Source organism: Pseudomonas fluorescens, from assembly GCF_001307275.1.
Lineage (GTDB): Bacteria > Pseudomonadota > Gammaproteobacteria > Pseudomonadales > Pseudomonadaceae > Aquipseudomonas > Aquipseudomonas fluorescens_AA.
The window spans coordinates 3691895-3718814 of sequence record NZ_CP012831.1; the positions used below are offsets into that span (position 1 = coordinate 3691895).

A 26920-nucleotide genomic window follows, 5' to 3' on the forward strand; every position below is an offset into this window, starting at 1 on the left:
TTGACCGGTACCCGCAAAGGCGTTGGTAAAGAAGCGGCGCTGTATTTTCTGGAACAGGGCCACGTCGTCATTGGTTGCAGTCGCGGTGAAGGTTCAATTGAACATGAGCGCTACACGCACTTCTGTCTGGATTTGAATGACGCCAGTGCGGTCAGGAAAATGATCAAGCATATTCGCTTGAGTCATGCGCAACTGGATGTGCTGATCAATAACGCCGGTGAAGCCAATATGGCGCCTTTTCAGTTGACGCCTGCCGAGACGGTCCAGGGTTTATTTGCGAGCAATGTATTTGGCTTGATGAATGTTACCCGCGAAGCCGTCAAGTTAATGCAGAAGAACGAGCATCCGGGTGTCATCGTGAATATATCTACCGTGGCGACCCATTGGGCCATTCCAGGCCAATCGATATATGCCGCCAGCAAAGCCGCTGTCGAACAGCTGACCCGAACGTTGAGCAAGGAACTTTCGGTTTTTGGCATTCGCATCAATAACCTGGTGTTACCGCTGTACCGAAGCTCTTTGACCCGCACACTTCCTCAAGAGATCAGACAGAAGATGATTGAGCGCCAGACGATAGCCAGGCCCTGTGTGTTTACCGACCTGATCGGACCCTTGACGTTTCTTATCTCCAGCCAGTCGGCTTTTGTGACGGGTGAAACCCTCAGCCTGGGAGGTGTGCAATGAGCCGCGATGCCTTGCTGGCAACGCTGGCTGAACCGGGGCAGCGCGTGGCGCTGTTGCACGGCGAGCAGCAGTGCACCTACAGCGATCTGCATGCCAAGGTGCAGCAGTGCCTGGCCTGGCTGGTCGACCACGGCGTCAAACCGGGGGATGCGGTCATCCTCAACAGTGACTACAGCGTGTCTGGCGTCGCTGCGCTGCTGGCCTTGTACCTGAACCGCAATATTGTGGCGCCGCTGGTCGATCTCAGTGAGCGTTCCCTGCAAACCCTGCAAGGTGCCGCCCGGTGTCAGCATCGGATCGAGATCGTCGACGATGCCTGGGTGCATCACTCGCTGGCACAACCGGTCGCCGACGAAAGCCCTGAGTACTACAGCGCGCTGCGGGAGAAGGGGCGCTCAGGCCTGGTGTTGTTGAGCAGCGGCAGTACCGGCGCGCCCAAGGCGATCCTGCATGACCTGGATGACCTGATCGACACCAAGCTGGGCAAAGAGCGCAAGAAGCCCCTTTCGATCCTGATGTTCCTGTTGTTCGACCACATCGGCGGCTTGAACTCCTTGCTCAACACGCTGGCGGTGGGCGGGTGCGCGGTGATGCCGGTCGATCGGGCCCCCGAATCGATCTGCGCGCTGGTGGCGCGGCATGGGGTGAAGGTGCTGCCGGTCAGCCCTACCTTCCTTAACCTGATCCTGATGGGGCGGCATCACGAACAGCATGACCTGTCCTCGGTACGGCTGATCACCTATGGCACTGAAAGCATGCAGCAAAGCCTGCTCAAACGGGTCCAGCAGGCGTTCCCCAAGGCCAAGATGCTGCAAACATTCGGCACCAGTGAAACGGGTATCAGCGCTACGGTCAGCCAGTCCTCGGCCAGCACCTTTTTCAAGCTGGCCGATGCGAACACTCAGTACCGCATTGTCGATGGCGAGTTGCAGCTCAAGACCCGCAGCCAGTTTGTCGGCTACCTGAACCAGGACACCGATAACGTCACCGAAGATGGCTGGTTCCGTACCGGTGATCTGGTGGAGCAGAACGAAGAGGGTTATCTGCGGATCCAGGGACGGCAAAAGGAGCTGATCAACGTCGGGGGGCTTAAGGTGCTACCCACCGAAATCGAAGACGTGATGCTGCGCAGCTCGCTGATCGACGACTGCGTGGTCTACGGCGTGCCGAATGCGATCACTGGCCAGGCTGTACACATGGATGTCATGGCCGCAGGCGTGGAGAGCAAGAAGGCCCTCAAACAGCATGTGCTCGAGCATCTGGGCAGTTGCCTGGAAGCCTACAAGTTGCCCGTCAAAGTCAACAAGGTCGATGAAATCGCTTTTTCCAATCGGTTCAAGAAGACCCGGGCGGTGCTCTCATGAGCGATATCGTGATCCTCGGCGCCGGGCGCTTCGCGCTGGAACTGGCGACCTACCTGCAAGACATCGAGCCGTTGGCAGTGGTGCGTCACCTGATCGTGCCGGATGAGGCCGGGGGTGATGCCGCCCCTGCCGCGCCGTGGCCCGCCCAAGGCCTGGACCCGCGTTATCGCTACGTGCTGGGGGTGGCCGATATTGCCTTGCGCCAGCAACTGATCGACGCGTACTTCAGCGATGGCCGCTTGTTGGCGCCCAACTTCATCCACCCCAGCGTCCGTCATCGGTTGGACCTGCGCACCAGCCGCGGCAATGTCATCGCCGCCGATTGCCACGTGGGTGTCAACACCCGGATCGGTTCCTGGAACATGATCAATTACCACTGCAGCGTGGGCCACCATTCGCAGTTGGGCGACAACAACTTCCTGTCACCGCATTTCAATGCCGGTAACAGCGTGACCCTCGGTAATCGCTGCTTCATCGGGCTCAGTACCGTGGTCACGCCCCAGACGGTGATTGAAGACGATGTGACGATCCAGGCCGGTTGCACCCTCAGCGAGTGCATCCCGGCGCATTCGCACTGCACATCCACGGCCCGCCAGAAAATCCTTCAACTGGTCTAAAGGAGTAGTACCCGCATGAACAAGTCTGCACACGTCATTATCATGGGTGGTGGTCCTGCTGGCAGTATCGCAGCGTTGACCTTGCAAAAACTCGGGCACCAGGTGACGGTGTTCGAAAAAGAGAAGTTCCCGCGCTACCGCGTAGGCGAATCTTTCTTGCCGGGCACGTTGTCGATCCTGCACCGCCTCGGGCTGAGTGAAAAGATTGCGCAGGCCGGCTACGTGCTCAAGCCTTCCGCCACCTTCCTGTGGGGCAAGACCGAAGCGCCGTGGACCTTCTCGTTCAGCACGCCCAAGACCGAAGACTGGGTGTTCGACCACGCCATCCAGGTTCTGCGCTCGGACTTTGACCAGATGCTGCTCGACACCTGCCGTGAGCGCGGTGTGCGCGTGTTCGAGGAGGCGGCCGTCATTGATGTGGATGCCGAGCAGGCCGACAAAGTCAGTGTAACGGTACGGCACAAGGACGAGACCAGCGAATTCACGGCCGACTACCTGATCGACGCTTCAGGCAGCAATAGCCCGCTGGTGCGCAAGCTGGATCTGCGTGAGTACGATGAGTTCTACAAAAGCGTGGCCTTGTGGTCGTACTTCAAGACCCCGGACCCGTTCAAGAACGACCTCAATGGCACCACTTTCTCGATCACTTTCGAAGATGGCTGGATCTGGATGATCCCGCTCAAGGACGGTATCTACAGCGTGGGTACTATTGTCGACCAGAGCAAGCTGGCCGATATCAAGGCCATGGGGCTCAATGCTTTTTATGACAAGACCCTGGCCAAGAGCGAGCGAGCCCTGTCGATCCTCAACGGTGTGGAGCGTTGCGAGGATGTGAAGCTGGTGCGTGACTGGTCCTACGAAACCAAATACTTCTCCCGCAACCGCTTTTTCCTGTGCGGCGATTCGGCCTGCTTCACCGACCCATTGTTCTCCCAGGGGGTGCACCTGGCCTCGCAGTCGGCGGTCAGCGCAGCCAGCAGCATTGACTACCTGATGCAGCATCCGGAGCAGAACGAAAAGGTCCACGCCTGGTACAACCGCAGCTACAGCGAGACCTACAACCAGTACCACGAGTTTCTGGCGTCCTTCTACACGTTTGCCTCGTTCACTGAGCCGGAATCCGAGTTCTGGACCAAGCGTCGCATCAGCGAGTCGGCCGACGAACGTTTGAAGCGCAAGGAGTGGTTCGAGCAATTGGTCAACGGGGAAAAACAGAACCGCCCGCAGATTGGCGACTTCAAGGACCGCGCATCGACCATGATTGCCATCGGCCGGCACCAGCGCAATGAGTTGACCGACGAGTTCATGGATGCCGAGCTTAACCCGGCTCGCGTGCGCTGGATCTCCGACTTGACCAAACAGTTGAACCGCATCGCCAGCTTCAACTGGTTGGGCGACCGGGTCGAGACCGCCGACTATTTCAAGATCGAGCCCCTGAGCTTCAAGCTGAGCCTCAAGCGGATCCTGTCCAACGGGGCCGGCAAGGACATGACCAAGTACACCGTGAGCGAAGCCCTGGTGCAACTGTTCAAGGACCTCTACGAGCAGAAATTCGGCTACAAGGAGTTGATGGTGCGCCTCAACGAAGTGGGGGAGGTGAACTCCTCGCAGTTCGTGATCCGGCTGATGGAGGCCGGCTTGCTCGATGGTTTCGACAAGCATGGGCAACGAGTGCTGGTGCAGGATCGCCTGCGCTTCGATGGGGTAGGTGTCGAATATGAAGTATGACGAGGGGTTCAGTTGGCTTTTCCTGGCGGGCGTCGGCAACTCCGGTGATACCCACTGGCAGCGGCATTGGAACACCGAGCATCCCGATTCATTGTGGCTGGAGCACCGTGACTGGGATAACCCGGACTGCGAGGAGTGGGTCGCGGATTTGCAGGCGCTGTTGTCCGGGCAGCAGCGACCGGTGGTCGTGGTCGCCCATAGCCTGGGGTGCCTGTTGCTCCTGGAGTGGGCGGTGCGACATCGCTCGGACCTGATGCGCGGCGCGTTTCTGGTCGCGGTGCCGGACCCCAATGGCAAGCAGTTTCCGGAGCAGGCCCGTGGCTTCCGACCGGCCGACCAACTGAGCGTCGACTTTCCGGTCACGGTGATCACCAGCCAGAACGACCCCTACGGGGACCTGGATTACGTGCAGCGCAGCGCCCGCCAGTTGGGTTGCGGTTGCACCAACCTGGGCGAGCTGGGCCACATCAATGGGAAGTCGCAGTTGGGGTACTGGGATCAGGGCTACAACCTTTTGCAATCCTTTGCCCGGTCACTGAGTCACTGAGTGACGATTGAACACAGGCTGCCACGGCGGCCTGTATTTCTTTAAGCCATCAGGACGATGCTATGTCAGCTAATGCCGTGTCTGTGCTGCCGGGCGATGAGCTTGGCGCCGCATTATCGCCATCGGTTCGAGGGGTTGCGCAGGGGCAGTGCCACCGTATCCCGGTGCATGCCCGATTTGAAGGGCACAGTGTGCCGGCCACGTTGGCGGTCCGGGACGAGGCGCATTGCGTGCTTGAAGTGCCGGCCGGTCTCTACAGTGCCAACCCCGAGCCTTTCACCGTGACGCTGTGTTTCCAGCAGTGCCTGCATCGCCCGCAAGTGCCGGTGAACATGCAGGGACGGTGGTCAGGCAATGACCGACCCTGCCTGGAACTGGTGAGCTGCGGCTCCAGGCCGGCGTACTTGAATGAGCGCGATCGCGCCGACGCGTCACTCAGGGCGGCGGCGCGAAGCCCCATACTGTTCAATCGTCGCCTGACCGTACAATTGCATTACCTCAGCCCGCTCAACGGCGTGTTCGAGGTACTGGACCGAGATGTAGTGATCGTGCCGGGCATGGATCTGGAACTGCAGTTCAACTGTCCCTGGAGTGGCCTGGCCATGGTGCGTGTGCAGGTCCTGGGGCGTTTCGAGGACCAGGGCCGCTTCCTCTGTCATTTCCGGGTGCTGGACAAACCCTCGAGCACCGCGGTGGCGTTGATGCTGCTGTGCCAGCGTCGGCACTTCTCCTTCGACAGCCTGCCCGTGGCGCTACGCAAGAGTCCGGCCATCGATCGCCTGATCCATGTCGCGATTATCGAAGGGACCGGCGCCATGGACGATTTGCTGACGTGCCGCCTGGCTGCCAATCGTCACTACGGTCGGCTGGAGGACGTGCAGGATCCGCGAGTCTTGTGGGATGAATGGGACCCGTACGCCATCCAGGTCTGCGCGCGGCTGGGCAATAAATGTGTGGGGGCGGGGCGTGTCGTCGTCAACAGCGGCTATCGTGAGCGCTGCGAGATCGAGATGTCGACGCCCTTGCCTCAATGGTTGTGGGCGGGGGGCTTTGTCGAGATGTCCCGGGTCGCCATTTTGCCCGAGTACGCCGGGCATCACGTGATGCTGGCACTGCTGCGCGAACTGGGCAGGATTACCCTGCATTTGCAGAGCCGGTACATCGTGCTGGACGCCATCGATATCCTGGTGCCGATCTACACCCGACTAGGGGCGCAATGCCTGCCGATCAGCAAAAAACACCCCTACAGCGGTGAAACCGTGCGCGTGATGTATTTCGACGTTGGCCGTCTTCTGAGCCGTCTCGACTGGCATTTGCCCCAGTGGCTGTTTGTTTTCGGTCCGACCATCGGGCACAGCGTGCATCGCCAGCACATTAGCCAGCTGGCCGCTCAATTCCGGGTGTCGGCCACGGGAATACGGGTCAAGCGGGGGATCGCGCGTGCGCTCAAGAAACTCATGGGTTAACCCTTCGGTCGTGAGGCTTGTCAGCTCCACCGCGTCGGCCACCCTGTACGCCGGTTGGGTGGCATTCTGCGCCCGTCAGTTACCCTGGATGGCCATGGCGCAATCGGCCTTGGCGCAGTGGCTGCTCAGTTTCGCGGCTACTTTCGCGTTCTCGGCCTTTATCAGCCGCCGGATCGGCCGCAGCCCGCACCAGGCCGTGGCGGTGCGAGTGGCCGCTTGGGCGATGGTGATCTATGCGGCTGTGCTGCTGAGCGTGCACACGATGATCGGCACGCCGGACCCGGTGCTGACCCTGCTCCCGGTATTGGGCCTGGCGGGAGCCTATGCTTTGTTCTATGCCCGGTTGCAGGTCCGTCACAATGCCCGTGAACAATCTGCATGAGCGCGTTGCAGTTGGTTGTCTTCCCGGTCCATGCACAGGCTGATGCCGCTTGGCATGCCGTGCTGGATGCACAGCAGATGCGCCACGCCGCGACCTTGGGCGAGCGCCAGCGAGTTCGTTACCTCAACGCACGCATTGCCCTGCGCCTGACGGTGGCCGGGCTTGTGCAGTGCGATCCGCAACGAGTGGTGATCGAACAGCAGGCCTCGGGGCAATTGCGCATTTGTACCCATCCCCGGCTATTCGCCAGTGTGACTTATGCACAGCGCCTGGGCCTGCTGGCCGTAGGGTCGTCCCGTGTGGGCCTTGATTACGAGGACGGTGCCGCCCCGGTCTTCTGGCGCAGTGCTGTACGTCGATACTTTTGCGAGAGTGAGCGTCGCTGGCTCCAGAGTCGCGATGAGGGGACGCGGGAAGCCGACTTTGTGTGGTTGTGGACCCGGCGCGAGAGTCTGCTCAAATACCGGGGGAGTGGGATACGCGGTGATACGCGGTGCTTATGTCGCCCCGAAGATGCCGCCCCTTCCCAGCGCAGTTTCAGCCTGGCCGGAGGGGTCGGCACACTCACCGGTGAGGTGCTTACAGCCGATCTGTTGCCTTCACGGTTGGCCCTGTGCGGTGAGTGGTCGCCAGAACTCGATTTCAGCTGGCACCAGGCGCCTGGCCGGATGCCTTGCTGTGTCAGATCTGAATGAGGTGCATCGACAGGGCCTGGACAACGGCGGCGCTACGCGTCGTCACGCTGAACTTTCGGCGGATATTCTTGAAGTGATAGTCCACGTTGGCTTCCGAACAGCAGCAGATATTCGAGATCTCCCAACTGGTCTTGCCAAAGGCACTCCAGCGCAGTATTTCCTTTTCACGCCGGGTCAGCTTGACCTGGGTGACGGGTGCTGGCGGAACCATCAAGGCCAGGGCGGCTTGCAGGGCTGCGTCCCTGAGCATCGATAGCGTACCCATGTGGTGCCTGATCATCGCTTGCGCCTGATCAGCGTCGCGTGCCTGGAGATTGAGGCCCAATGTCCCGAACTGGCCTTGCGGGCCGTGCAGGGCGAAGGTGACGCCATGCTCCAGGCCGTGCGCCACGGCCAGCGCTCGCAGGCTGTGTTGTTGCGGTGAGCTGTACAGTCGCTCGGCCCAGACGATGGGCGTGACGTTATGCATGCAGTGCAACATGACCGGGTCGATCCTGACATAGCCTGCCTGTTCGTAGGCCTCATGCCAGGCTTGTGGGTAATCGCCAATAACCAGCTCGCTGCGTTCCCGTGCGTTTCTGTCTGGTTTGAGGCGCAGTTCATAGCGGCCAAAGCCCAGTTGCAGAACCGGTTCTTTCAAGCGATCGAACAGATCGCTGCTGGTCGAGATGCCGGGGCCGTCCAGAAGAAACTCAAGCGCTTGCGATAACATCATTCATTTCCTTTTCAATGATTGCCGGCTCAGCTCGCAGGATGCGGATCAACGGTTCATCAGCCAGATCGAAGCCGCGACCAACAGACCTCCAAGGCATTGCCAAACGGAGAGTTGGATATCCAGTACGGCCCAGGACAGCAGCACCGCGAACATTGGCGCCAGGAACAGCCAGCCACTGGTGCTGGTAGCGTCTGCCTGTTTCAGCGCGACGAACCACAGCCCGAACGAGCCGGTCGAGGCCGGTATGGCCAGCCAGGCAAACCAGCCCCACTGCTGGATCGAGAGGTGATCGGGCCAGTGTTCGCCGGCCAGGAGGGCGCAGGCGAGTGCCCCCAGGGCGCCGATGAACAGTTGCCAGAAACTCAAGGTCCACGTGCCGACCGCCACCGGGTTGCGCTTGATGATCAGTGTCGCGGTGGCCCAACTGACGGCGGCGCCCAAACCCAGCGTCACGCCGATCCAGGCGCCAGGCTGTGGGTCTTTTGCAACGTCAGCGCCAATGGCCAGCGCTACGCCGACCAAGCCTGTAACCAGGCCCAACAGGCGGTTGGCCTTGAGCGGTTGCGCGAAGAACAGTCGGTTGCCTACCGCGACCCACACGGGGTTGGTGAAAAGCAGGATCGCGGCCGTGGAGGCCGAGACGGTGCGCATTGCCAGGAACAGCAGGCTCATCACGGCCGTCGTCTGGGTAAGGCCGATGATGGCGATCACCAGCACCTGCCGGGCGTCCAAGTGGCGTGGGAGCAGGTTGGCACGCCAGGAACCACCTTGCATGAATACCAACGGCAAGGTTGCCAGCGCGGCCAGGAAGAACCGCCAGCCCACCAGCATCAAGGGATCGAATCCCTGCTCGAGCAATATCTTGCCCGACACGAAGCTTGAGCCCATCAGAAATGTGGACGCCAGGATCGTGACAGCGAAACCCAGTCGGCTATGGAGGCCCGTCGCCTCGCCAGCCACTGACAGGGCCATCAGCGGATCTCGATCCGCAGCGGCAGGGCCCGGCTCGGTAACAGGGGGGCGATGCGCCATTGGCCCAAGCGTTTGATGGTTTCCTGTGGCGCCGGCGCCAACGCAAGCTGCAGCACCCCGGTACCGTCGATCAGCGCTTTGCCCGCGCTCAACCTGAGGCTCTGGCTTTGCTCCAGGAGTATGTCGCGACCTTCCCAGCTCACCCAATGACTGCCGCTCAGGGCGTAAGCAATGATGTCCTGGCGCAAGTGCAACGACATCAGCTCGGTCGGGCGAAGATAGATGTAGACCCAGTCCGGCTCGCCGTCGGATGACCCCTGGGAATTGGCACTGAAAGAGACCGTTAACGTACGCACCTTGGTCTTCCTTCTGAAAAAGTCATTGGAAAATACATCTGCGCTTACATTAAATGGCCGGTTTCGGTAAAAACATCAGTAATTTCTTGAAGTAATTGTTAGCGGGGCTTACATGTCGGCGATCCCTCCCCTCAGTTGTCTGCGCAGTTTCGAAGCTGTCAGCCGCTTGTCCAGTGTCACCTTGGCGGCGACGGAGCTGCACGTCACTCATTCGGCGGTCAGCCAGCAGCTCAAGGTGCTGGAAGAGATGCTGGGTGTGACACTGTTCGTGCGCGAGGGACGTACCTTGCGCATCACTGAAGACGGTCGGTTGTACTCGTTGCAGGTGCGTGAGTCGTTGAAGAACATCGCCGATGCGACTCGCCAGGTTAAAGCGCAACCCAAGGCTTCGGAGCTGGTGGTGGCGGTCATGCCTTCCTTCGGCTTCTCCTGGCTGCTGCCGCGCATCGGTCGATTCCAGGCGCGTTACCCGCATATCACGGTGCGTCTGCAGGCCAGTCTCACCGTGACCAATCTGGCGCAGGAGGCGGTGGACGTCAGCGTGCGCATGGGGCGGGGCGACTGGGAGCAGGTGGAAAAACAGCTGTTGTTTCACGACGAAATGATCGTTGTCGCTTCCCCGGGCTTCAATGGCGGACAGCTACCGCATACGCCGGCGCAGATCGTCGCGAGCCCGATCATTTTCACCATGGACTCCTGGCAACCCTGGTGCGAGGCGGCGGGGCTGGACACCGAGGTCACGCGCAAGGGGCTGTGCAGCAACGATTCGAATCTGGTGCTGGAGGCCGTGCGACTCAAGCAGGGTATCGCGCTGGTGCGTCGCAGCCTGGTGCATGACGCCATCGGGCGGGGTGAACTGGTGCAGTTGAGCGAGCATGCGGTGCCGTATGCCTACCCGTATTGGCTACTGCTGCCGGACCGCGAGCGCGTCGAGGCCAAGCGGCAGCAGTTTGCCGAATGGCTGGGTGAGGAGGTTGCGTCGTATCTGCGAGAGCTCAGCCAGGTACGTCGACTGTCGGTCTGCTGAGCGATCCTTTTTTCGAGGCATAAAAAAACGGCCTATCTTTCGATAGGCCGTTTTTAGTACTTGGTGGCTACACAGGGACTTGAACCCCGGACCCCAGCATTATGAATGCTATGCTCTAACCAACTGAGCTATGTAGCCAAGTGGCGCGCATTATTCGCCGGTAACGAAGATGTGTCAAGCGTAAATCTGAAATATTTCTCTGCGCTTTCAACCGCTTAACAATCCCCGCCGCAAATCCCTGTCAGTTGAGCTGAAATCTCCCTGTGTTGGCACTCAAGGCCTTGCTTCCCTGGCTCAGGGTATCCGCCGCCACGTTCACGGCCCGTGCGCCTTCGAGCAAGCGCATGGCCGCCTGGTCGACCTGCTGGATATTGCCGCTGACCTCGTCGGCGGTGCTGGCTTGTTCATCCACGGCGGTGGCGATTTGCGCCAAGGTGTCGGTGACACTTTGCACGGCGCTGGCAATTTCTCCCAGCCGTTCGCCCAGGCCGGTGACGGCCTGGGCGTCGGTCTGGGCCTGGCCGCAGGCGGCTTCCATCAGGCTGACCGCTTCGTTGACCGTGGCACGCAGGCTGTCGACGGTGCCGGCAATCTGTTGCGTGGAGGACTGGGTGCGTTGCGACAGGCTGCGGACCTCATCGGCCACCACGGCGAAACCACGGCCCTGTTCCCCGGCGCGAGCCGCTTCGATGGCGGCATTGAGGGCCAGAAGATTGGTCTGCTCGGCCACGCCACGAATGGTATCGACCACCAGTTGGATCTGCTGCCCTTGTTCGCTGACGCGTCCCAGTGCGGCGGCGGTTTCGTTGAGTCGCTGGTTGAGCTGCTGGATGCTCGCCGTGGTGCGCTGGCTGTCGCGACTGCTGTCGGCGGCGATGCGGCGGGTCTGCTGGGCACTATCGGAGGCCTGTTCACAACTCTTGGCCACGCCCTGGGAGGTGGCGGCCAGTTGCGTCGCGGCGGCGGCGATCTGGCTGATCTGCATCTGCTGGGCCTCGACTTCTCCCAGGGCGCCGCTGGAGTGGGTATTGAGGGTGCGCACGGCATTGCTCAACTGCAACGTCTCGTGGTCCACCCCCAGCAGGCTGTTGCGCAACTGCACCACGGCGACATTGAGAGCGGTGCTGATGGCCGCCAGTTCATCGCGCCCTTGCACCGGCACTTGCAGGCTGAGATTGCCGTCGCGCAGGGCCTCGGCCAGCAGGGTGATGCCGCTGGCGCTGCGCCGGATCGACGCTTGCAGGCACACAAAAAGATACAGCGCCGCCAGCAGCAGGCAGCCCAGCACCGTCGCTACCAGGGTGAACTGGCGAATCGCCGAACCGTGGTAGTGATCCAGCCGCGTATCCAGTGCCACCAGTGATTGTTGCCGCAGGGTCGCCAGGTCGGTGAGGAGGGCGTCCATGTGTTTTTCGAAGTCTTCCGGCTTCAGGTTGATGGCGCCACCGAACACGCCGTCATCCAGCACTTTCAGGCCGGCGTCCAAGTGCTTGAGGCTGCCTTGGAATTGTCCGGCCCAGGTTTGCAGATCGCTGGGCAGGCGGGTTTCCAGCAATGCGCCGGTCTTGACCAGTTGGTCCCGGGCATCACCGATACGGCTGCGCAGGTCCCGCAGTTGCAGGCGACTCTGCAGCGTGAACTGCCCCGACACCACGGAGGCCTGGCCAACGCTGGCCAGCCGGCCGACCCGTTCGATCAGGTCCGGTGTCTGCTGGGTCGAAATCTGGGTCAGCAGGTAGGTTTCCAGCCAGGAGGCGAGGGTCAGGCGGTTGTCCATGACCATTTGTTCGCGCAAGGCTTGCAGGGCGCTGAGGGCCGCGGTGAAACGGTCGTAGCCGTCCGGCCACCAACCCACGCTGCCCAGGCTCTTGGAGTCCAGACCGTTGAGGCTGGTTTGCAGGGTTTGATAGCGGGCGAGGGTATCGGGTTCGACTCCTTCGGTTTGCAGGGTATTGGCCAGGTCACTGGCGGCTTGGTTGAGGGCGGGTTGCACCGCTTCGTACGCCGCCATGGCGGCCAGCGTCGCGGGTGTCGGCTGCCGATTGGTCTCGGTGGCGCGCCAGCGGGCGGCGCGGTTGCGCTGGGCGGTGAGCAGGTTGTCGAGATTATCCAGGGCCAGCAATTGGCGAACCCCGGCGCGTTCTCCGGAAATCAGGCTGAGCTTGTCGCGATAGTCCTGGCCGATCAGCCACAGGCTGCCCATGAGCGGCAGGATAAAAAGCAGGAACAGCAATTGGAATTTGCGGGCGAAGCCGAAACGCCCCAACAACCTGATTCCCGGTGATAGAAAAGCCTGCATGCCCATACTCCCCTGGATACCCCTGCACTGTTTTTGTGCGTTTTTTACACAGTGCTAAAACGGGTGCCCTTTTAAAAGGCCTCGAAAGTTTGTCCAAATCGGCTTGATAGGCCAGCTCTGTAGCGAAACTTCCCATTCTCGGTCTCCTTTGTAAGGAGCCGCGTTATAGCTCATTAACAAGGCAAGATTCAGACCATGGCGTTGGGCTATCACTTTGGAATTCGACAAATTTTTCAAGGTCGATAGCAAGCTAAGGGGATAGCCTTGTCGCACCGAAAAATGGCACATTGACGCACCTGCCCATGTGCACCCTCTGTCGTATGGAAACTCCCATGGCTATCAGCAATACCCAAGCCGCCACCCCATCCGTTGCCGCCCCGGCGCAAAGCAGCCCGTTGGTCATGCGCATCATCGGCGCCGTGGCGCTGGCGCACCTGATCAACGATTTGATTCAGGCCGTGCTGCCCTCGATCTACCCGATGCTCAAGGACAGCTATGGCCTGACCTTCACCCAGGTTGGCCTGATCACCCTGACGTTCCAGTTGACCGCATCTTTGTTGCAGCCCTGGGTCGGCTATCACACGGATCGCCATCCCAAGCCCTGGCTGCTGCCGGCCGGGACGGTGTGCACGTTGATCGGCATTGTGATGATGTCCATGGTCGGCAGTTTTGCCTTGATCCTATTGGCGGCGGCATTGATCGGTATCGGCTCGTCGACCTTCCACCCGGAAGCATCGCGGGTGGCACGACTGGCTTCGGGTGGGCGCTACGGGCTGGCGCAATCGACGTTCCAGGTGGGCGGTAACGCCGGCTCTGCCTTCGGCCCGCTGCTGGCGGCGGCGATCATCATTCCCTACGGGCAAGGCAATGTGGCCTGGTTCGGGTTGTTCGCCCTGTTTGCGCTGTTCGTGCTGTACCGCATCAGCCGCTGGTACGCCAACCACTTGAACCTGTTCAAGCTCAAGCAAGGCCAGGCGGCCACCCATGGCCTATCCAAGGGGCGGGTCTTGAGCGCGCTGGTGGTGCTGGGGCTGCTGGTGTTTTCCAAGTACTTCTACATGGCCAGTTTTACCAGCTACTTCACGTTCTATCTGATCGAGAAGTTCGACCTGTCGGTGGCCTCTTCGCAGTTGTATCTGTTCCTGTTCCTCGGCGCAGTGGCGGCGGGGACCTTTTTTGGCGGACCGATTGGCGACAGGATCGGGCGCAAGGCGGTGATCTGGTTCTCGATCCTCGGTGTGGCGCCGTTCACCCTGATTCTGCCTCACGTCGACCTGCTGTGGACCAGCATCCTCAGCGTGGTCATCGGCTTCATCCTCGCTTCGGCGTTCTCGGCCATCGTCGTGTACGCCCAGGAACTGGTGCCGGGCAATGTCGGGATGATCGCCGGCGTGTTCTTCGGGCTGATGTTTGGCTTCGGCGGGATTGGCGCCGCGCTGCTGGGGCATCTGGCGGACATCCGTGGCATTGAGTACGTGTATTGGTTGTGCTCGTTCTTGCCGTTACTCGGGGTGTTGGCGATTTTCTTGCCGAGGACTAAAAAAGTCTGATCCGCCTCCAGATAGCCGTTGAGTTTCATGCTGAAAAATCTTTTGATCAGAACGGTGACCGCCGCCATGGGTAAGCGTAAACGCAAGACACTGCCGAAGGATTTCGGTCAGTTGCTGGAACAGGCCTCGTTTGCCGAGCTGGTCGCCGTGTTCGAGGCGTGCGAGCTTGAAGCCACTGGCGGCTACAGCAAAAGCACCGCGCTGGGCTTTTACAACTGTCCCGACGCACTGGCCCGCTGGCTGGTGGAGCAGGGCGCCGATATCAATGCCCGTGACACTTACCAACGAACGCCCCTGCACCATCGCAGTTCGAGTTGGATCGGGGGTATCGATCTGCTGCTGGATTTGGGCGCCGATATCGAGGCGCAGGATTATCAGGGCTACACGCCGTTGCATGCCGCGGCCAACAGCCACAAAGCCGAGGCCATCGCGGCCCTGATCCGCCGTGGCGCCAATGTCGATGCCAAGAGTCGACAGGGGCACGGTGTCCTGCATATTGCCCTGGCCACTACCCGCAATGCCGATATCGAAGCCACCGCGAAAATCGCCCAGACGCTGCTGGCGGCAGGGCTGCAATGCGATGACGGTATGCTCGCTGAAGTGCAGCGCATCGGCCGTGAATTCGAATTTCACCGGGCCTCTTTCAACCCGGACTACCTCGAAGCAACGGACGCTGCCTTGACCCGTCTCTATCGCCTTTTCGACGTCGCGCCCGTTGCTTCTCGCAAGGTTCACGACGGTCAGGTCGCCATCGTCGTGACGGCCAGTGGCTGGCCAGACCAGCATCAGCAATTGTGGGAGCTGCTGGTGCCATCCTCAGGCGCCGCAGCGACGGCGCAGGGTGAGGTGATCCGCATCAGTGGCCGTATCTCCCGAGAGATTCACCACAACGGATCGGCCAACTGGGACGCCGATTTCAAAGCGATGTTGGTGGCTCTGGTTGACCATCTGGGCAGCGCCGTGCCCTTGCCTGAGGCCGACCTCGCTGAAGCCCGGGCGATGGCTGCTGTTTTGCGGGGTGGCAACGATAACGCCGAGCAGACTGATCGTCTCTGTGAGTTGGCCGTGCATTGGGTGATCGCCAACCCGCAGCCGGTGCCATTGGCGGCGCCTTCCTACAGCAGGTGACGCGACGGCGCGTCCCGCCCCTTCAGGAGCGAATAGCCCGGCGTGATACCTCGTGCGTCGGTGTTGAATTACGACCAAAGTACTGTTTTGTATAACGCCTAAGTTCGATTTTGTACAAAAGTCGGTCGTGTTAATTTGTGGCTGTGGTTATTGGTCTGAATGGATTCTGCGAGATTATTCAAGAGTGACCCCAGGGTTACTGGAAAAGCAGGGATCGTGCATTCTTTCCACCTATCGCCCTTATTGCCCTGGCACTTAAGGCCTTCGGTTCTTGATTTGAATACCTCTAGCTGCTTTTCAGGTGGATAGAGCGGATTTACGCCCCAACCTGCCACGATTCAAATACTTATAAAGCGCTGCATCGCTGTGCCCTTTCAAGGCGATTGCCTTGTGGACAGCGTAAACAGCCGTGATCGATTGTTATTTGCCGCGTCGTGCACAAGTTAAAGGCCGTCGTCTTTAGCGTTGGCAATAAATAGAATCAGGTAGGGGATGATATGAAGTTCAAGTCATTGCAGGCACGCATTTGTGTCACGGCAGGCATTTGCCTGTTTGTTTCATCCATCAGCCTGGTTGTCTACGGGCTCTTTACCGCTCGGACCAATGAGCAATACGTCGCTTCCGAAGTCTCGGCGCTGGTTGAAAAGTCAACGATCCGGGAAATCCAGAACCTCGCCGAGTCCCGTGCCAATGCCATCCAGGCCAAGTTGCAGAATGCGCTGGACGCCGCCCGCACCATGGCCAACACCTTTGCCGCCAGCAAGGCCGCGCAAAGTCCCTTGGCGTTGGGGCGTGAGCAGATCAACAGCGTATTGCTCAGCGTCCTCAAGGATAACCCGGACTTCAACGGCACCTACTCCTGCTGGGAACCCAATGCGTTGGACGGCCAGGATCCGGCGTTCCGTAACGCTACCGACGGCAATAATCCCCTGACGGGACGCTTCACGCCTTACTGGACTCGCAGCGCCGACGGTCATGTCGCGGTGCAGCCATTGGTCGAGTATGACTCCCCGGATCGTCATCCCAACGGCGTGCCCAAGGGCGGCTGGTACAGCGGCCCGCGCGACACCCTGAAGGAGAGTGTGCTCGATCCCATTCCCTATGTGGTCCAGGGCAAGAACGTCTGGCTGACCACCCTGTCGGTGCCAATCGTGGCCAACGGCAAGTTCTACGGTGTGGTCGGGGCTGACTTCGATATCGCCTTTATCCAGAAACTCAGCGAACAGATGTCTGCCGAACTCTACGGCGGCAAAGGCACGGTTTCGATCTTGAGTAACCAGGGCTTGGTGGTCGCGGACAGCCAGCGCACCGACCTGATCGGGCAATCCATCAAGGCTCTGTTGCCTGAGTCTTGGGAAAAAGTGCTCAGCGATATCCAGGGCGGTCGGGGTGACGGCCAGCTCAATCCGCAAACCCAGAATATCGAAGTGCTGATGCCCATTGCCCTCGGTCGCACGGGCAAGCCCTGGGCGGTGTTGATTCGTTTGCCCAAGGCCGTGGTCATGGCCCAGGCCATCGCCCTGGAGCAGGAGTTGCAAGCGCGCAGTATCAGCAACAGCATCTGGCAAGTGTCGGTAGGGCTGGGCATTTCCCTGTTGGCGTTGGTCGCCCTCTGGTTCGCCACGGCGAAAATCGTCGGGCCGATTCGTGAGGCCGCGGCGTTGGCCGCCAACATCAGCCTGGGCGATTTCTCGCGCCGCCTGGTGCAGCAATCCGAGGATGAAGTCGGGCAACTGTCTGCCGCACTCAATGACATGTCCGAAAGCCTGCAGCGGCAGGTGAGGGTGGCCGAGCGTATTTCCGAAGGTGATCTGGACCTGGAGGTCCGCTTGTCTTCGCCCCACGATACCCTTGGCAAGTCACTGGAGAAGATGGTCAGCAACCTGAACCAGCTGATTTCCGAGGTGCAGACCAGCGCCACCCAGATTACCGGCAGCTCGGCGCAGGTCACCGACCTGAGCCAGTCGTTGTCCGATGGTGCGTCGAACTCCGCGTCGTCCATTACCGAAATCAGCGCGGTGATGACGCAGATGGCTGCGCAGACCCGGGACAACGCCGCCAACGCCAAGAAAGCCGATGAGCAATCCCAGGCCTCGCGCGCCGATGCGGGGGAGAGCGATAAATTGATGAGCGAGCTGATTGCCGCGATGGCTGAAATCGACAACTCGGGCAAGGACATCACCGCGATCATCACCACCATCGACAACATTGCCGCTCAAACCAATCTGTTGGCCCTGAACGCGGCGATCGAAGCCGCCCGGGCGGGTGAGCTTGGGCGCGGTTTTGCCGTCGTCGCCGACGAAGTGCGCAGCCTGGCCGCCCGCAGCGCCGAGGCCGCCCAACAGACGGCCGCGTTGATCGCTGATTCCTCGAGCAAGACCCAGCGCGGCATGATCATCGCCGGCCGGACCGCCGAATCGCTGAAAAACATCGTCCACGGAACCAGCGCGGTTTCCAACCTGGTTTCGCTGATCTACCAGGCCTCCAGCGAGCAGGCTTCGGGTTTGCAGCAGGCCAGCATCGGCTTGGAGCAGATCGATGAAGTGACGCAGAAAAACCAGTCCAACTCGCAAGAGTGCGCGGTGGCGGCCAAGGATCTTTCGGAGCGGGCCTCACTGATGCAGCGTGTGCTGGGACGTTTCAAAGTCAAAAGGGGTGGGCTAAAGCACAAGACTTCCGATTGAAAAAGCGGATAATGGCCGCCTATTTTTTGCTCGTGATGCTGGTAATCCCGTATGGAAATCAAGGTCAACTTTCTCGACAACCTTCGACTTGAAGCCAAGTTTGATGACTTTACGGTGGTGGCCGATCAACCTATCCGCTACAAGGGCGACGGCTCGGCCCCCGGGCCGTTCGATTACTTCCTGGCTTCGTCGGCGTTGTGCGCGGCTTACTTTGTGAAGTTGTATTGCCAGACACGCAATATTCCCACCGATAACATTCGCCTGTCGCAGAACAATATTGTCGATCCGGAAAATCGCTACAACCAGATCTTCAAGATCCAGGTCGAGCTGCCGGCGGATATCAGCGACAAAGACCGCCAAGGCATTTTGCGTTCCATCGACCGTTGCACGGTGAAGAAGGTCGTGCAAGCCGGGCCTGAGTTTGTCATTGAAGAGGTGGAAAACCTCGACGCCGATGCCCAGGCGTTGCTGATGCCCAATTCGGTTTCCCAAGCCGGCACCTATATCGCCGGCAAGGACCTGCCGCTGGAGCAGACCATCGCCAATATGTCGGGTATTTTGGCCGACCTGGGCATGAAGATCGAGATCGCTTCGTGGCGCAATATCGTGCCCAATGTGTGGTCGCTGCATATTCGCGATGCCCACTCGCCGATGTGTTTTACCAATGGCAAGGGCGCGACCAAAGAGAGCGCACTGGCGTCGGCGTTGGGCGAGTTTATCGAGCGACTGAACTGCAATTTTTTCTACAACGATCAGTTCTGGGGCGAAGACATCGCCAACGCGGCGTTTGTGCATTACCCGGACGAGCGCTGGTTCAAGCCTGGCCGTAAAGATGCGCTGCCGGCGGAAATCCTCGACGCGTACTGCCTGAACATCTACAACCGCGACGGCGAGCTGCGTGGCTCCCACCTGATCGATACCAACTCGGGTAATGAAGAGCGCGGCATCTGCTCGCTGCCGTACGTGCGCCAGTCGGACGGCGAGGTGGTGTATTTTCCGTCCAATCTGATTGAAAACGTGTTCCTGAGCAACGGCATGAGCGCCGGTAACACGCTGGCCGAAGCTCAGGTGCAATGCCTGTCGGAAATTTTCGAGCGCGCGGTCAAACGCGAGATCATCGAAGGTGAATTCGCACTGCCGGATGTACCGGCCAACGTGCTGGCGAAGTACCCGGGAATCATGGCCGGTATTCAGGCGCTGGAAGAGCAGGGGTTCCCCGTCCTGGTGAAGGATGCCTCCCTGGGGGGCGAATTCCCGGTGATGTGCGTCACGTTGATGAACCCGCGTACCGGCGGTGTGTTTGCCTCGTTCGGCGCACACCCGAGCCTGGAAGTGGCGCTGGAGCGCAGCCTGACCGAATTGTTGCAGGGCCGCAGTTTCGAAGGTCTCAACGACTTGCCCCAGCCGACGTTCGAAGGTCATGCGGTGACCGAGCCGAATAACTTCGTCGAGCACTTCATCGACTCCAGCGGCGTGGTGTCGTGGCGCTTCTTCAGTGCCAAGTCAGATTACGAATTCGTGGAGTGGGACTTCTCCGGCCAGGGTGAAAACTCGAATGCCGAGGAAGCCGCGACCTTGTTCGGCATTCTCGAAGGCATGGGCAAGCAAGTGTACATGGCGGTCTACGAGCATATCGGCGCGAAAGCGTGCCGTATCCTGGTGCCGGGCTATTCGGAAATCTATCCCGTGGACGATCTGATCTGGGATAACACCAACAAAGCGCTGTTTTTCCGCGCCGACATCCTGAACCTGCATCGCCTGGACGAAGACGAACTGCAAGCGCTGGTCGAGCGTCTGGTGGAAAGCGAGCTGGACGACTACACCGACATCACCACCTTGATCGGCATCGAGTTCGATGACAACACGGCTTGGGGCCAGTTGACGATCCTGGAGTTGAAGCTGCTGATCTATCTGGCCTTGCAGCAGTTCGAAGAGGCGAAGGAAGCGGTGGAAACCTTCCTGCAGTACAACGACAACACGGTTGAGCGCGGGTTGTTCTACCAGGCCGTGAATGTGGTGCTGGAGATGAAGCTGGACGAAGACCTGGAACTGGAAGACTACGAGGCCAATTTCCGTCGGATGTTTGGCAACGAGCGGATGGATGCGGCGATCGGCTCGGTGGACGGCAGCGTGCGCTTCCATGGCTTGACGCCGACCAGCATGAAGCTGGAGGGTCTCGATAGACACCTGCGCCTGATCGACAGCTACAAAAAACTGCACGCGGCGCGGGCCAATGTGTCGGCTTTATCTTCGGGGCTCGCCCCGTCGCTTGGCTAAACTCAGCGCTTGCATAGGGTTCGGTTTTTTCCGAACCCCGAGACTCAGTCAAACGGAACGAAAGCGCAGGATCTGCGCGCCGTCGAAAGGGTCGATCAGGTAATGGGCGTGCACGCCGAACGTATCCTGCAAGCGTTGCGGGGTCAGCACCTCAAGAGGTTTGCCGAGGGCCACCAGCCGGCCCCGTTCCAGTACCGCCAGGCGATCACAGGTTAACGCCTGGTTCAGGTCGTGCAGGGCGATGACCGTCGTGACGGGTAGCGCTTGCACGACTTTCAGGATGGCGAGCTGATGCTGGATATCCAGGTGATTGGTGGGTTCGTCCAGCAAGAGAATCTGCGGGCGTTGGGCCAGGGCCCGAGCGATGTGAACGCGTTGACGTTCACCGCCGGACAGACTGTGCCAGGTGCGGTTTTTCAAGTGCGCCGCATCGACGTCCCACAGCGCCTGCTGGACGATGGCGGCGTCTTCGTTTGACCACGGACTCAAGGCTGATAGCCACGGCGTTCGGCCCAAGGCAACGGCGTCGAACACGCTGATCGCATCCAGTGTGTCGGCCTGTTGCTCAACCACGGCCAGGGTCTGCGCGACGGTTCGCCGTGCCAGCGTCTTGAGGGGCTGGTTGTTGAGGCGAATGTCGCCCCGACTGGGGGCGCGCACGCCCGCCAGCAGTTTGAGCAGTGTGGATTTTCCCGAACCGTTGGGCCCGACGAGGCCCAGGGTTTCGCCCCGACGGATGTCCAAGTGGATATCGTGCAACAACTCGGCGTCCCGCACCTGGAACCCTAGGGCGGAACAACTCAGCACGGATTCGCCGATGACAGAGGTGACGGCATTCATCGGGCATTTCTCCGACCGATCAGGATCAACGCGAACACCGGAGCACCCACCAGTGCAGTGATGACGCCGACCGGGATGACTTGGCCTTTGATCAGTGTTCGCGAGAAGACATCGGCGGCGATCAGGAACACCGCGCCACCCAACGCACTCGCTGGCAACAGGCGCGCATGCCGGGTACCCAGCAACAAACGCACGGCATGGGGAATGACCAACCCGACGAAACCGATGGAGCCCACAATCGACACCATCACCGCTGTCACCAGTGCCGCGCAGCTGATCAGCAGAAATTGCACCCGGCGTACCGGAATGCCGAGGGAGGCGGCCGAGTCGGCGCCAAAGGTAAAGGCGTCCAGCGCCCGCCGGTGCCACAGGCACACCGCAAGACCGATCAATGCCACGGGCACCGACAGCCACACCGACGGCCAACGGACCCCACTGAGATTTCCCAGCAACCAGAACATGATGCCGCGCGCTTGTTCGGAGCTGGCGGACTTGGTAATCAGAAACGCGGTGAGCGCATTGAACAACTGCGAACCGGCAATCCCGGCCAGGATGATCTGCCCGGTGCCAGCGGGTGAGCGGCTGGCACGGGCCAGCAAAACGACCACGGCGAACGCGGCAACGGCCCCGGCGAAGGCCCCGACCGACAACGAAATCAGCCCCGCCCCAATGCCCAGCAGCGCCACCAGTACCGCGCCTGTCGAGGCGCCGGCGGAGATGCCGAGCAGGTAAGGATCGGCCAACGGGTTGCGCAACAGCGATTGCAAGATCACCCCGCAGGTCGCCAGGCCCGCACCGCAGGCCGCCGCCACCAGCGCACGGGTCAGCCGGTAGTTCCAGACGATGCCTTCGTCTATCGGGTCGAGGGCATAACCTGCGGCCCACAGTTTGTTGGCCAGCACCTGGAACACCACACTCGGCTCGATACTCGTCTCACCGATGGCCACGCCGGCAATCACTGCCAGGAGCAGCGCCGCCAACGCCAGCAACGTTCGAATCAGCGTCGGAATCATTTCGGCAGGTCGTAGCCGCTGATGGCCGTCGCCAGGGTTTCCAGGCCGTCGAACATTCTGATGCTCGCTTGCATGGCCATCGCATCGAGAATGATGATGCGGTTGTTTTTCACCGCGTCCATATTGCGGGTCACCGGGTCACTGCGCAGGAATTGCAGCTTCTTTTCATGGTCATCAGCCGGAAAACGTCGGCGATCCATGCGGGCAATGACCAGGAAGGTCGGGTTGGCCTTGGCGATGGTTTCCCAGCCGACGGTCGGCCATTCCTCATCGGATTCGACCACGTTGCGCACGCCCAGGGTACTGAGCATGAAGTCAGGAATGCCCTTGTGCCCGGCCACATAGGGATCGATGTCCAGACTGGCGCTGGAGAACCAGAACAGCGCACTCGTCTGCTTCAGATCCTTGGCCTGCACCGTGGCGATAGACTTCGCCAGGCTGGCCTTGAGTTGGGCGTTCAACTGCTGGCCACGCTCCTGTACGTCGAAGATTTCAGCCAACTGGCTGATGCTCTTGTAGATGCTGTCGATGCGAAACGCCTCCAGCCGCGTGCCGTCCGCACCGACCAGATTATCCTTGGCTTCGCAATCGGAGGGCATCAGGTAGGTCGGGATCTTCAGTTCGTGAAACTGCTGGCGGGTACCGACCACGCCTTGCGGTCCGACCATCCATTCCAGTTCCACCGCCACCAGTTGCGGGCGTTTGCCGATCACCGCCTCGAAGCTCGGCTCGTTATCGGCCAGGCGTTCGATCTTGTCGTTCTGCGCCTTGTATTTCATCTGCACATCGTTGAACCAGAGCGAAGTGCCGACCACCTTGTCGCTCAACCCCATGGCATAGAGCATTTCAGTGCCGGCCTGGCCGATGGTCACGGCGCGACTGGGCGATTGCTCGAAAGTCAGCGTGCTGCCGCAGTTCTCGAGGGTCAGGGGATAGTGAGTTGGAGCCGCGTGGGCGAGGCTCGGCAGACCCAGGGCGATGACAAGGGGGGCAAGGCGGGGCAGCAGCATGACGCAAACTCCAGTTGACCGTACACGGAGCAGGGGACGGACTGGAAAACACATCATCGAACGCTGCCGCTGAAGCACTGAAGTGCCGATCGGCCCAGTGACGCGCAACGCAAGGATGCCCTTCCCGGACACCCCGCCGGTTAGTGATTGACTTGGCCGGCAGGTCTCCTGACTGATGCGTCATCGCCTGGCTCCAGCCTTCCCGGGGTGATCCCAGTGGCCATTGAGGAGCAGGCTCAGCACCTACAGTTGCGGGGGCAGTTCCGTTTGATGCCATGCGAGGCATCTCGGATTCCCTATTAGTCCCGTGGGGGAACCGGCGATCGGCATGGTAGTCGATCAGGGTGTTTATCACCACTCGCCACTGAGAGGTCTTCTCCTGGCGTCGTACGATTGCGGGAATGATTTTCCGGAGGTGCGGCATAGCGCCGCTTCTTGCTATTCTGGTCGCCCTCTTCATGGACGAACACTGAGACAAACCATGGCTAACTACACCCCGTCACACATCGGGAAGATATTGCTGGGCCTGCTGTTTGCCCTGATTGGTATCGGTTTGTTGAGCATTGCCATCAATCTCACGCTTGAGCGACGCGAGTTTCTCGACCGCGCACAGACCGCCGATGGCATCGTCAGCCACTTGAATGCCGGTGGTTCGCATCCTGAGATCGCCTTCACCACGAGCAGTGGTGAAAAAATCTCCTACCCCCAGGGCGGCTTCATTTTCGGCTATCAGCAGGGTCAGCCGGTGCGGGTGCATTACCTGCCCGAGCAGCCGGCCAACAGCGCCATCGTCGATGACTTGGCCGCGCTGTGGGGCACTTCCGGGGTCCTGGGTCTTATTGGTCTGGTGTTCACGCTGGTCGGTCTGGCAAAAGCTATCCGTCAGCGCGGTCGCGGTGCGGTTCATTCACATAAAGGACTTTAACGTATGAGCTACAACATCCCGATCCCGGTCAATGAAAGTCGCTGGCAGTATCAGACCGCCAGCGGCGGCGGCCTGACCGTGGTCATGGTGGCGGGCAGCGGCGGTTCGATCATCCTGCGTTCGCCCGAGGGCGAGGACATCAGCTACCGCTACGGCGGCGTCGGAGTCGGTGCCGGATTTGGCGCGCGGCTGCCGCGTTTCGGCAAGATCAATATCCAGATCAAGGGCAAGGGTGTGGCTGCGGCCGGCGCGGCGGAGGCGTTTCCCAGCACCGGCAAGGTGTTTGTCAGCGATGCCTTGGTCGCTCGCGACCTGACCAGTGACGACATCACCGGACCTTGCATGTACACCGAAGTAGGGGTGGGCCTGGGAATCGGCGGCTCGGCCACGGCGCTGTTGTTCGGGCTTGATCCCAAGTTGCTGGCGTTGTCGATGGCACTGAATTCCAACCCGGCGACCTCGCTCATCGCTTCCACCCTGGTCAACCAGCGGCTGGCGAAGTCGGCCAAGGGGGCGGTGGTCATGGCCGGTATAAACGCTGGCCTGCAGGCCGGTGGCGGCGCTGCGATTTACATAGGCTATCTGTTCTAGTCGGATTGTGGAGTAATGCCACGGCTATCCCGGCATGCATGCCGGGATGCCCACTCCACAATGCCTGCGTTCGGCCAGCGTGGTTAACGGGGCGCCCCAGATCAAGATCAAAAGCGAGGCGGCCTGACAGCCGGCCTGGCTCTCCCGCTCGTACACCTGTCAGATCTGTGGGAGCAAAGCTTGCTCGCGAGGCGGCCTTATAGCCGACCTGGCTCTTCCGGTCCTAGTGCGATCCCATTGTGGGAGCGAGCTTGCTCGCGAAGACGGCGGTACATCCAACGCTGATGCAAGCTGATCCACCGCTATCGCGAGCAAGCTTTGCTCCCACAGGGATTTGCAGTGGCCGAAAATCTGTAGATCGTCACCGACCCAATGTGTGCGAGCTTGCTCTCGAAGGCGAGGGCACATTCAACGCAGATGCAAGCTGATCCACTGCTATCGCGAGCAAGCTTTGCTCCCACAGGGATTTGCAGTGGCCGAAAATCTGTAGATCGTCACCGACCCAATGTGTGCGAGCTTGCTCTCGAAGGCGAGGGCACATTCAACGCAGATGCAAGCTGATCCACTGCTATCGCGAGCAAGCTTTGCTCCCACAGGGATTTGCAGTGGCCGCAAATCTGTAGATCGTTCCCGATCCAGTGTGGGAGCGAGCTTGCTCGCGATGACGGTGGTTCAGTTACATAAATGCCGGAGGGAGGGCATGCCGAGCCCTAGCGAGGCACCGAGTGGCGGCCACACTGAATGGATTCTGGAAATCGAGGCATGCATCAGGTCCAGTCATGCACATCACTGGAAGGTGATTTCGTGACCAGTTGCAGACGAAGCGCGCAGTGTACGCAGCCCTGTAAACACTATCAGCACCATGGCCAGGCCCGCGACAATCGCGACGCCGAACCCAGCCTGGGCGCCACAGGCGTCGATGACCAAGCCCGCCAATACGCCGCCGAGCGCTACGCCAATGCTGACGCCGGTCGACATCCACGTAAACCCTTCGGTGATCCTGGAAGGCGGAACAATCATCGTACCGAGATTCATGATGATGACCATCGTTGGCGCAAACGACATGCCTGCCAAAAATAGCATTCCGGAAAGGACATAGACGTTCGGTGAAAGAATGGGCAACACAGCAGTGACCGCCGTTACCAGCGAGCCGATAAAAAACTGCTGATCAATCGGCCTGGAAGCCCTTAAGGCGCCGAACGTCAGGCCAGCGATCAGTGAGCCGAGGGCATAGGTTGCCAGGATGAAGCTGGCAGACGCCGGCCAGCCCTGTGCGTTGGCGAAGGCGACAACCGCCACGTCAACGGATCCTCCAATGACGCCCATCGCCAACAGTGCCAGCACGATGGTAGGAACGCCGGGGATAAGCAAGGCCGACCCTGTACTCCTCGCCGTGCCCACGACCACCTTCGGTTCCGTCTGCCGCTGCATGAGAAACGCCGTCACGCCGACTATCAACAACAAGACCGCAGCAAGGGGCCCGGCTTGGGCGAAAAAACTGATGCTCAAACCAATGGCAAGTGGTGGGCCGATGACAAAGGCCAGTTCAGTTATAACGGTATCCAGGGAAAAGGCTGTGTGTAGCTGTGGCTTGCCACGGAAAAGTTGTATCCAGCGTGCCCTTATCATGGCGGGCATGCTTGGCATCGTGCCCGCCAATGCCGCGAGAATGAACAGCAATGTGACCGGAGCGCTCATATACACGGCAATGATCAGCGCGAGCAGCATACTGGTGCTGAAGGCCGCCAAAGGCGGCAGAACCCGGCGTTGCCCCCGCCGGTCGACAAGTTTCGATACTTGCGGACCGATAAGCGCAGTCGCCAGGGTATAAGTACCGGCGACCGCGCCTGCCAGCCAATAAAGTCCTGTCTGCTGCACCAGCATGGTGATGATGCCAATGCCGATCATTGCCTGTGGCAGACGGGCAATGGCGCTCGTAATCACTAGCCCGATGGCGCCCGGGGCGGAGAAAAGTTCGCGGTAGGGGTTTGCCATGATGCTTCCTTTATCATGTGACACTGATGAATAACCCGCTGCCTGTGACACAAAC

At 60.3% G+C, this 26920-nt stretch carries 22 protein-coding genes, 1 tRNA gene, 2 pseudogenes and 1 riboswitch; of the genes and pseudogenes, 16 read left to right on the forward strand and 9 right to left on the reverse strand.

The features are described from left to right. The 8 genes from AO356_RS16350 to AO356_RS16385 all read left to right on the forward strand — a co-directional run bounded on the left by AO356_RS16350 (nt 1) and on the right by AO356_RS16385 (nt 7483). The gene (locus tag AO356_RS16350) at nt 1-684 is read left to right on the forward strand and encodes an SDR family NAD(P)-dependent oxidoreductase (protein WP_203225754.1); all 684 of its coding nucleotides are present in this window, start codon (nt 1-3) and stop codon (nt 682-684) included. After that, nucleotides 681-2048, forward strand: coding sequence for an ANL family adenylate-forming protein (locus tag AO356_RS16355; RefSeq protein WP_060740626.1), 1368 nt, complete (start codon nt 681-683; stop codon nt 2046-2048). The genes AO356_RS16350 and AO356_RS16355 overlap by 4 nt, the downstream gene beginning before the upstream one ends. Further along, entirely contained in the window at nt 2045-2665 is a 621-nt protein-coding gene (locus AO356_RS16360) for a hypothetical protein (RefSeq protein ID WP_060740627.1), read from the forward strand. Before AO356_RS16355 ends, AO356_RS16360 begins: the two co-directional genes overlap by 4 nt. A 15-nt stretch (nt 2666-2680) precedes the next feature. Then, nucleotides 2681-4393, forward strand: a complete 1713-nt coding sequence (gene cmlS, locus AO356_RS16365; RefSeq protein WP_060740628.1) for a chloramphenicol-biosynthetic FADH2-dependent halogenase CmlS — start codon at nt 2681-2683, stop codon at nt 4391-4393. After that, on the forward strand, nt 4383-4940 hold the full coding sequence (locus AO356_RS16370) for an RBBP9/YdeN family alpha/beta hydrolase (RefSeq protein ID WP_060740629.1): 558 nt from the start codon (nt 4383-4385) through the stop codon (nt 4938-4940). The genes cmlS and AO356_RS16370 overlap by 11 nt, the downstream gene beginning before the upstream one ends. A 62-nt stretch (nt 4941-5002) precedes the next feature. Then, nucleotides 5003-6406: a hypothetical protein gene (locus AO356_RS16375; protein ID WP_152032425.1), complete on the forward strand. Its 1404-nt coding sequence runs from the start codon at nt 5003-5005 to the stop codon at nt 6404-6406. Between the two features lie 10 nt (nt 6407-6416). Then, entirely contained in the window at nt 6417-6788 is a 372-nt protein-coding gene (locus AO356_RS16380; RefSeq protein ID WP_152032426.1) for a hypothetical protein, read from the forward strand. After that, on the forward strand, nt 6785-7483 hold the full coding sequence (locus tag AO356_RS16385; RefSeq protein WP_060740632.1) for a 4'-phosphopantetheinyl transferase family protein: 699 nt from the start codon (nt 6785-6787) through the stop codon (nt 7481-7483). Before AO356_RS16380 ends, AO356_RS16385 begins: the two co-directional genes overlap by 4 nt. Here AO356_RS16385 and AO356_RS16390 read toward each other — a convergent pair. The 3 genes from AO356_RS16390 to AO356_RS16400 are packed head-to-tail and all read right to left on the reverse strand — an operon-like array spanning nt 7470 to nt 9526. After that, complete coding sequence (locus AO356_RS16390) at nt 7470-8198, reverse strand: helix-turn-helix transcriptional regulator (RefSeq protein WP_081015370.1); 729 nt, start codon at nt 8196-8198, stop codon at nt 7470-7472. The genes AO356_RS16385 and AO356_RS16390 overlap by 14 nt on opposite strands. A 45-nt stretch (nt 8199-8243) precedes the next feature. Beyond that, entirely contained in the window at nt 8244-9170 is a 927-nt protein-coding gene (locus tag AO356_RS16395) for a DMT family transporter (protein WP_060740634.1), read from the reverse strand. After that, nucleotides 9170-9526, reverse strand: a complete 357-nt coding sequence (locus AO356_RS16400) for a hypothetical protein (protein WP_060740635.1) — start codon at nt 9524-9526, stop codon at nt 9170-9172. The genes AO356_RS16395 and AO356_RS16400 overlap by 1 nt, the downstream gene beginning before the upstream one ends. Nucleotides 9527-9638: 112 nt before the next feature. Here AO356_RS16400 and AO356_RS16405 point away from each other — a divergent pair, with 112 nt between their 5' ends. After that, complete coding sequence (locus AO356_RS16405) at nt 9639-10553, forward strand: LysR substrate-binding domain-containing protein (protein WP_060740636.1); 915 nt, start codon at nt 9639-9641, stop codon at nt 10551-10553. 61 nt (nt 10554-10614) lie between these two features. On the opposite strand, the gene AO356_RS16410 is transcribed toward AO356_RS16405, so the two are convergent. Further along, a tRNA-Met gene (locus AO356_RS16410) sits at nt 10615-10691 on the reverse strand. 103 nt (nt 10692-10794) lie between these two features. Then, entirely contained in the window at nt 10795-12852 is a 2058-nt protein-coding gene (locus AO356_RS16415; RefSeq protein WP_060740637.1) for a methyl-accepting chemotaxis protein, read from the reverse strand. 332 nt (nt 12853-13184) lie between these two features. On the opposite strand from AO356_RS16415, the gene AO356_RS16420 reads away from it, so the two are divergent. From AO356_RS16420 to AO356_RS16435, 5 genes and pseudogenes are all read left to right on the forward strand, one after another. Further along, nucleotides 13185-14402 carry an MFS transporter gene (locus AO356_RS16420; protein ID WP_060740638.1) on the forward strand — a complete coding sequence of 406 codons (1218 nt, stop codon included), beginning with the start codon at nt 13185-13187 and terminating at the stop codon, nt 14400-14402. Nucleotides 14403-14468: 66 nt separating this feature from the next. Beyond that, nucleotides 14469-15530: an ankyrin repeat domain-containing protein gene (locus AO356_RS16425; RefSeq protein WP_060743133.1), complete on the forward strand. Its 1062-nt coding sequence runs from the start codon at nt 14469-14471 to the stop codon at nt 15528-15530. 737 nt (nt 15531-16267) lie between these two features. Then, a pseudogene (locus AO356_RS33405) lies at nt 16268-17242 on the forward strand (PDC sensor domain-containing protein); the annotation flags it as partial. Between the two features lie 429 nt (nt 17243-17671). Beyond that, a pseudogene (locus AO356_RS33410) lies at nt 17672-18214 on the forward strand (methyl-accepting chemotaxis protein); the annotation flags it as partial. 51 nt (nt 18215-18265) lie between these two features. After that, the gene (locus AO356_RS16435) at nt 18266-20491 is read left to right on the forward strand and encodes an OsmC domain/YcaO domain-containing protein (protein ID WP_060740640.1); all 2226 of its coding nucleotides are present in this window, start codon (nt 18266-18268) and stop codon (nt 20489-20491) included. Between the two features lie 48 nt (nt 20492-20539). Here the strand turns inward: AO356_RS16435 and AO356_RS16440 are convergent, their stop codons facing one another. From AO356_RS16440 to AO356_RS16450, 3 genes are read right to left on the reverse strand one after another with little or no spacing between them, the layout of a single operon-like run. Then, nucleotides 20540-21331 (reverse strand): ABC transporter ATP-binding protein, encoded by a 792-nt coding sequence (locus AO356_RS16440; RefSeq protein ID WP_060740641.1) that lies wholly within the window; start codon nt 21329-21331, stop codon nt 20540-20542. Continuing rightward, the gene (locus tag AO356_RS16445; protein WP_060740642.1) at nt 21328-22344 is read right to left on the reverse strand and encodes a FecCD family ABC transporter permease; all 1017 of its coding nucleotides are present in this window, start codon (nt 22342-22344) and stop codon (nt 21328-21330) included. The genes AO356_RS16440 and AO356_RS16445 overlap by 4 nt, the downstream gene beginning before the upstream one ends. Continuing rightward, on the reverse strand, nt 22341-23354 hold the full coding sequence (locus AO356_RS16450) for an ABC transporter substrate-binding protein (protein ID WP_060740643.1): 1014 nt from the start codon (nt 23352-23354) through the stop codon (nt 22341-22343). The genes AO356_RS16445 and AO356_RS16450 overlap by 4 nt, the downstream gene beginning before the upstream one ends. A gap of 140 nt (nt 23355-23494) precedes the next feature. Then, a riboswitch (cobalamin riboswitch) is annotated at nt 23495-23690 on the reverse strand. A 145-nt stretch (nt 23691-23835) separates the two neighbouring features. On the opposite strand from AO356_RS16450, the gene AO356_RS16455 reads away from it, so the two are divergent. Further along, the gene (locus tag AO356_RS16455) at nt 23836-24279 is read left to right on the forward strand and encodes a DUF3592 domain-containing protein (RefSeq protein WP_060740644.1); all 444 of its coding nucleotides are present in this window, start codon (nt 23836-23838) and stop codon (nt 24277-24279) included. A 3-nt stretch (nt 24280-24282) separates the two neighbouring features. Further along, on the forward strand, nt 24283-24870 hold the full coding sequence (locus AO356_RS16460; protein WP_060740645.1) for a hypothetical protein: 588 nt from the start codon (nt 24283-24285) through the stop codon (nt 24868-24870). Nucleotides 24871-25656: 786 nt separating this feature from the next. Here AO356_RS16460 and AO356_RS16465 read toward each other — a convergent pair. After that, nucleotides 25657-26865 (reverse strand): MFS transporter, encoded by a 1209-nt coding sequence (locus AO356_RS16465; protein WP_060740646.1) that lies wholly within the window; start codon nt 26863-26865, stop codon nt 25657-25659. Between the last annotated feature and the right edge of the window lie 55 nt (nt 26866-26920).

Coding starts and splice junctions, on each gene's coding strand:
- AO356_RS16385 (WP_060740632.1), top strand. CDS start 6,785: ATGAGCGCGTTGCAGTTGGTTGTCTTCCCGGTCCATGCACAGGCTGAT.
- AO356_RS16445 (WP_060740642.1), bottom strand. CDS start 22,344: ATGATTCCGACGCTGATTCGAACGTTGCTGGCGTTGGCGGCGCTGCTC.
- AO356_RS16415 (WP_060740637.1), bottom strand. CDS start 12,852: ATGCAGGCTTTTCTATCACCGGGAATCAGGTTGTTGGGGCGTTTCGGC.
- AO356_RS16425 (WP_060743133.1), top strand. CDS start 14,469: ATGGGTAAGCGTAAACGCAAGACACTGCCGAAGGATTTCGGTCAGTTG.
- AO356_RS16360 (WP_060740627.1), top strand. CDS start 2,045: ATGAGCGATATCGTGATCCTCGGCGCCGGGCGCTTCGCGCTGGAACTG.
- AO356_RS16455 (WP_060740644.1), top strand. CDS start 23,836: ATGGCTAACTACACCCCGTCACACATCGGGAAGATATTGCTGGGCCTG.
- AO356_RS16370 (WP_060740629.1), top strand. CDS start 4,383: ATGAAGTATGACGAGGGGTTCAGTTGGCTTTTCCTGGCGGGCGTCGGC.
- cmlS (WP_060740628.1), top strand. CDS start 2,681: ATGAACAAGTCTGCACACGTCATTATCATGGGTGGTGGTCCTGCTGGC.
- AO356_RS16460 (WP_060740645.1), top strand. CDS start 24,283: ATGAGCTACAACATCCCGATCCCGGTCAATGAAAGTCGCTGGCAGTAT.
- AO356_RS16390 (WP_081015370.1), bottom strand. CDS start 8,198: ATGATGTTATCGCAAGCGCTTGAGTTTCTTCTGGACGGCCCCGGCATC.
- AO356_RS16395 (WP_060740634.1), bottom strand. CDS start 9,170: ATGGCCCTGTCAGTGGCTGGCGAGGCGACGGGCCTCCATAGCCGACTG.
- AO356_RS16405 (WP_060740636.1), top strand. CDS start 9,639: ATGTCGGCGATCCCTCCCCTCAGTTGTCTGCGCAGTTTCGAAGCTGTC.
- AO356_RS16375 (WP_152032425.1), top strand. CDS start 5,003: ATGTCAGCTAATGCCGTGTCTGTGCTGCCGGGCGATGAGCTTGGCGCC.
- AO356_RS16450 (WP_060740643.1), bottom strand. CDS start 23,354: ATGCTGCTGCCCCGCCTTGCCCCCCTTGTCATCGCCCTGGGTCTGCCG.
- AO356_RS16465 (WP_060740646.1), bottom strand. CDS start 26,865: ATGGCAAACCCCTACCGCGAACTTTTCTCCGCCCCGGGCGCCATCGGG.
- AO356_RS16440 (WP_060740641.1), bottom strand. CDS start 21,331: ATGAATGCCGTCACCTCTGTCATCGGCGAATCCGTGCTGAGTTGTTCC.
- AO356_RS16420 (WP_060740638.1), top strand. CDS start 13,185: ATGGCTATCAGCAATACCCAAGCCGCCACCCCATCCGTTGCCGCCCCG.
- AO356_RS16435 (WP_060740640.1), top strand. CDS start 18,266: ATGGAAATCAAGGTCAACTTTCTCGACAACCTTCGACTTGAAGCCAAG.
- AO356_RS16355 (WP_060740626.1), top strand. CDS start 681: ATGAGCCGCGATGCCTTGCTGGCAACGCTGGCTGAACCGGGGCAGCGC.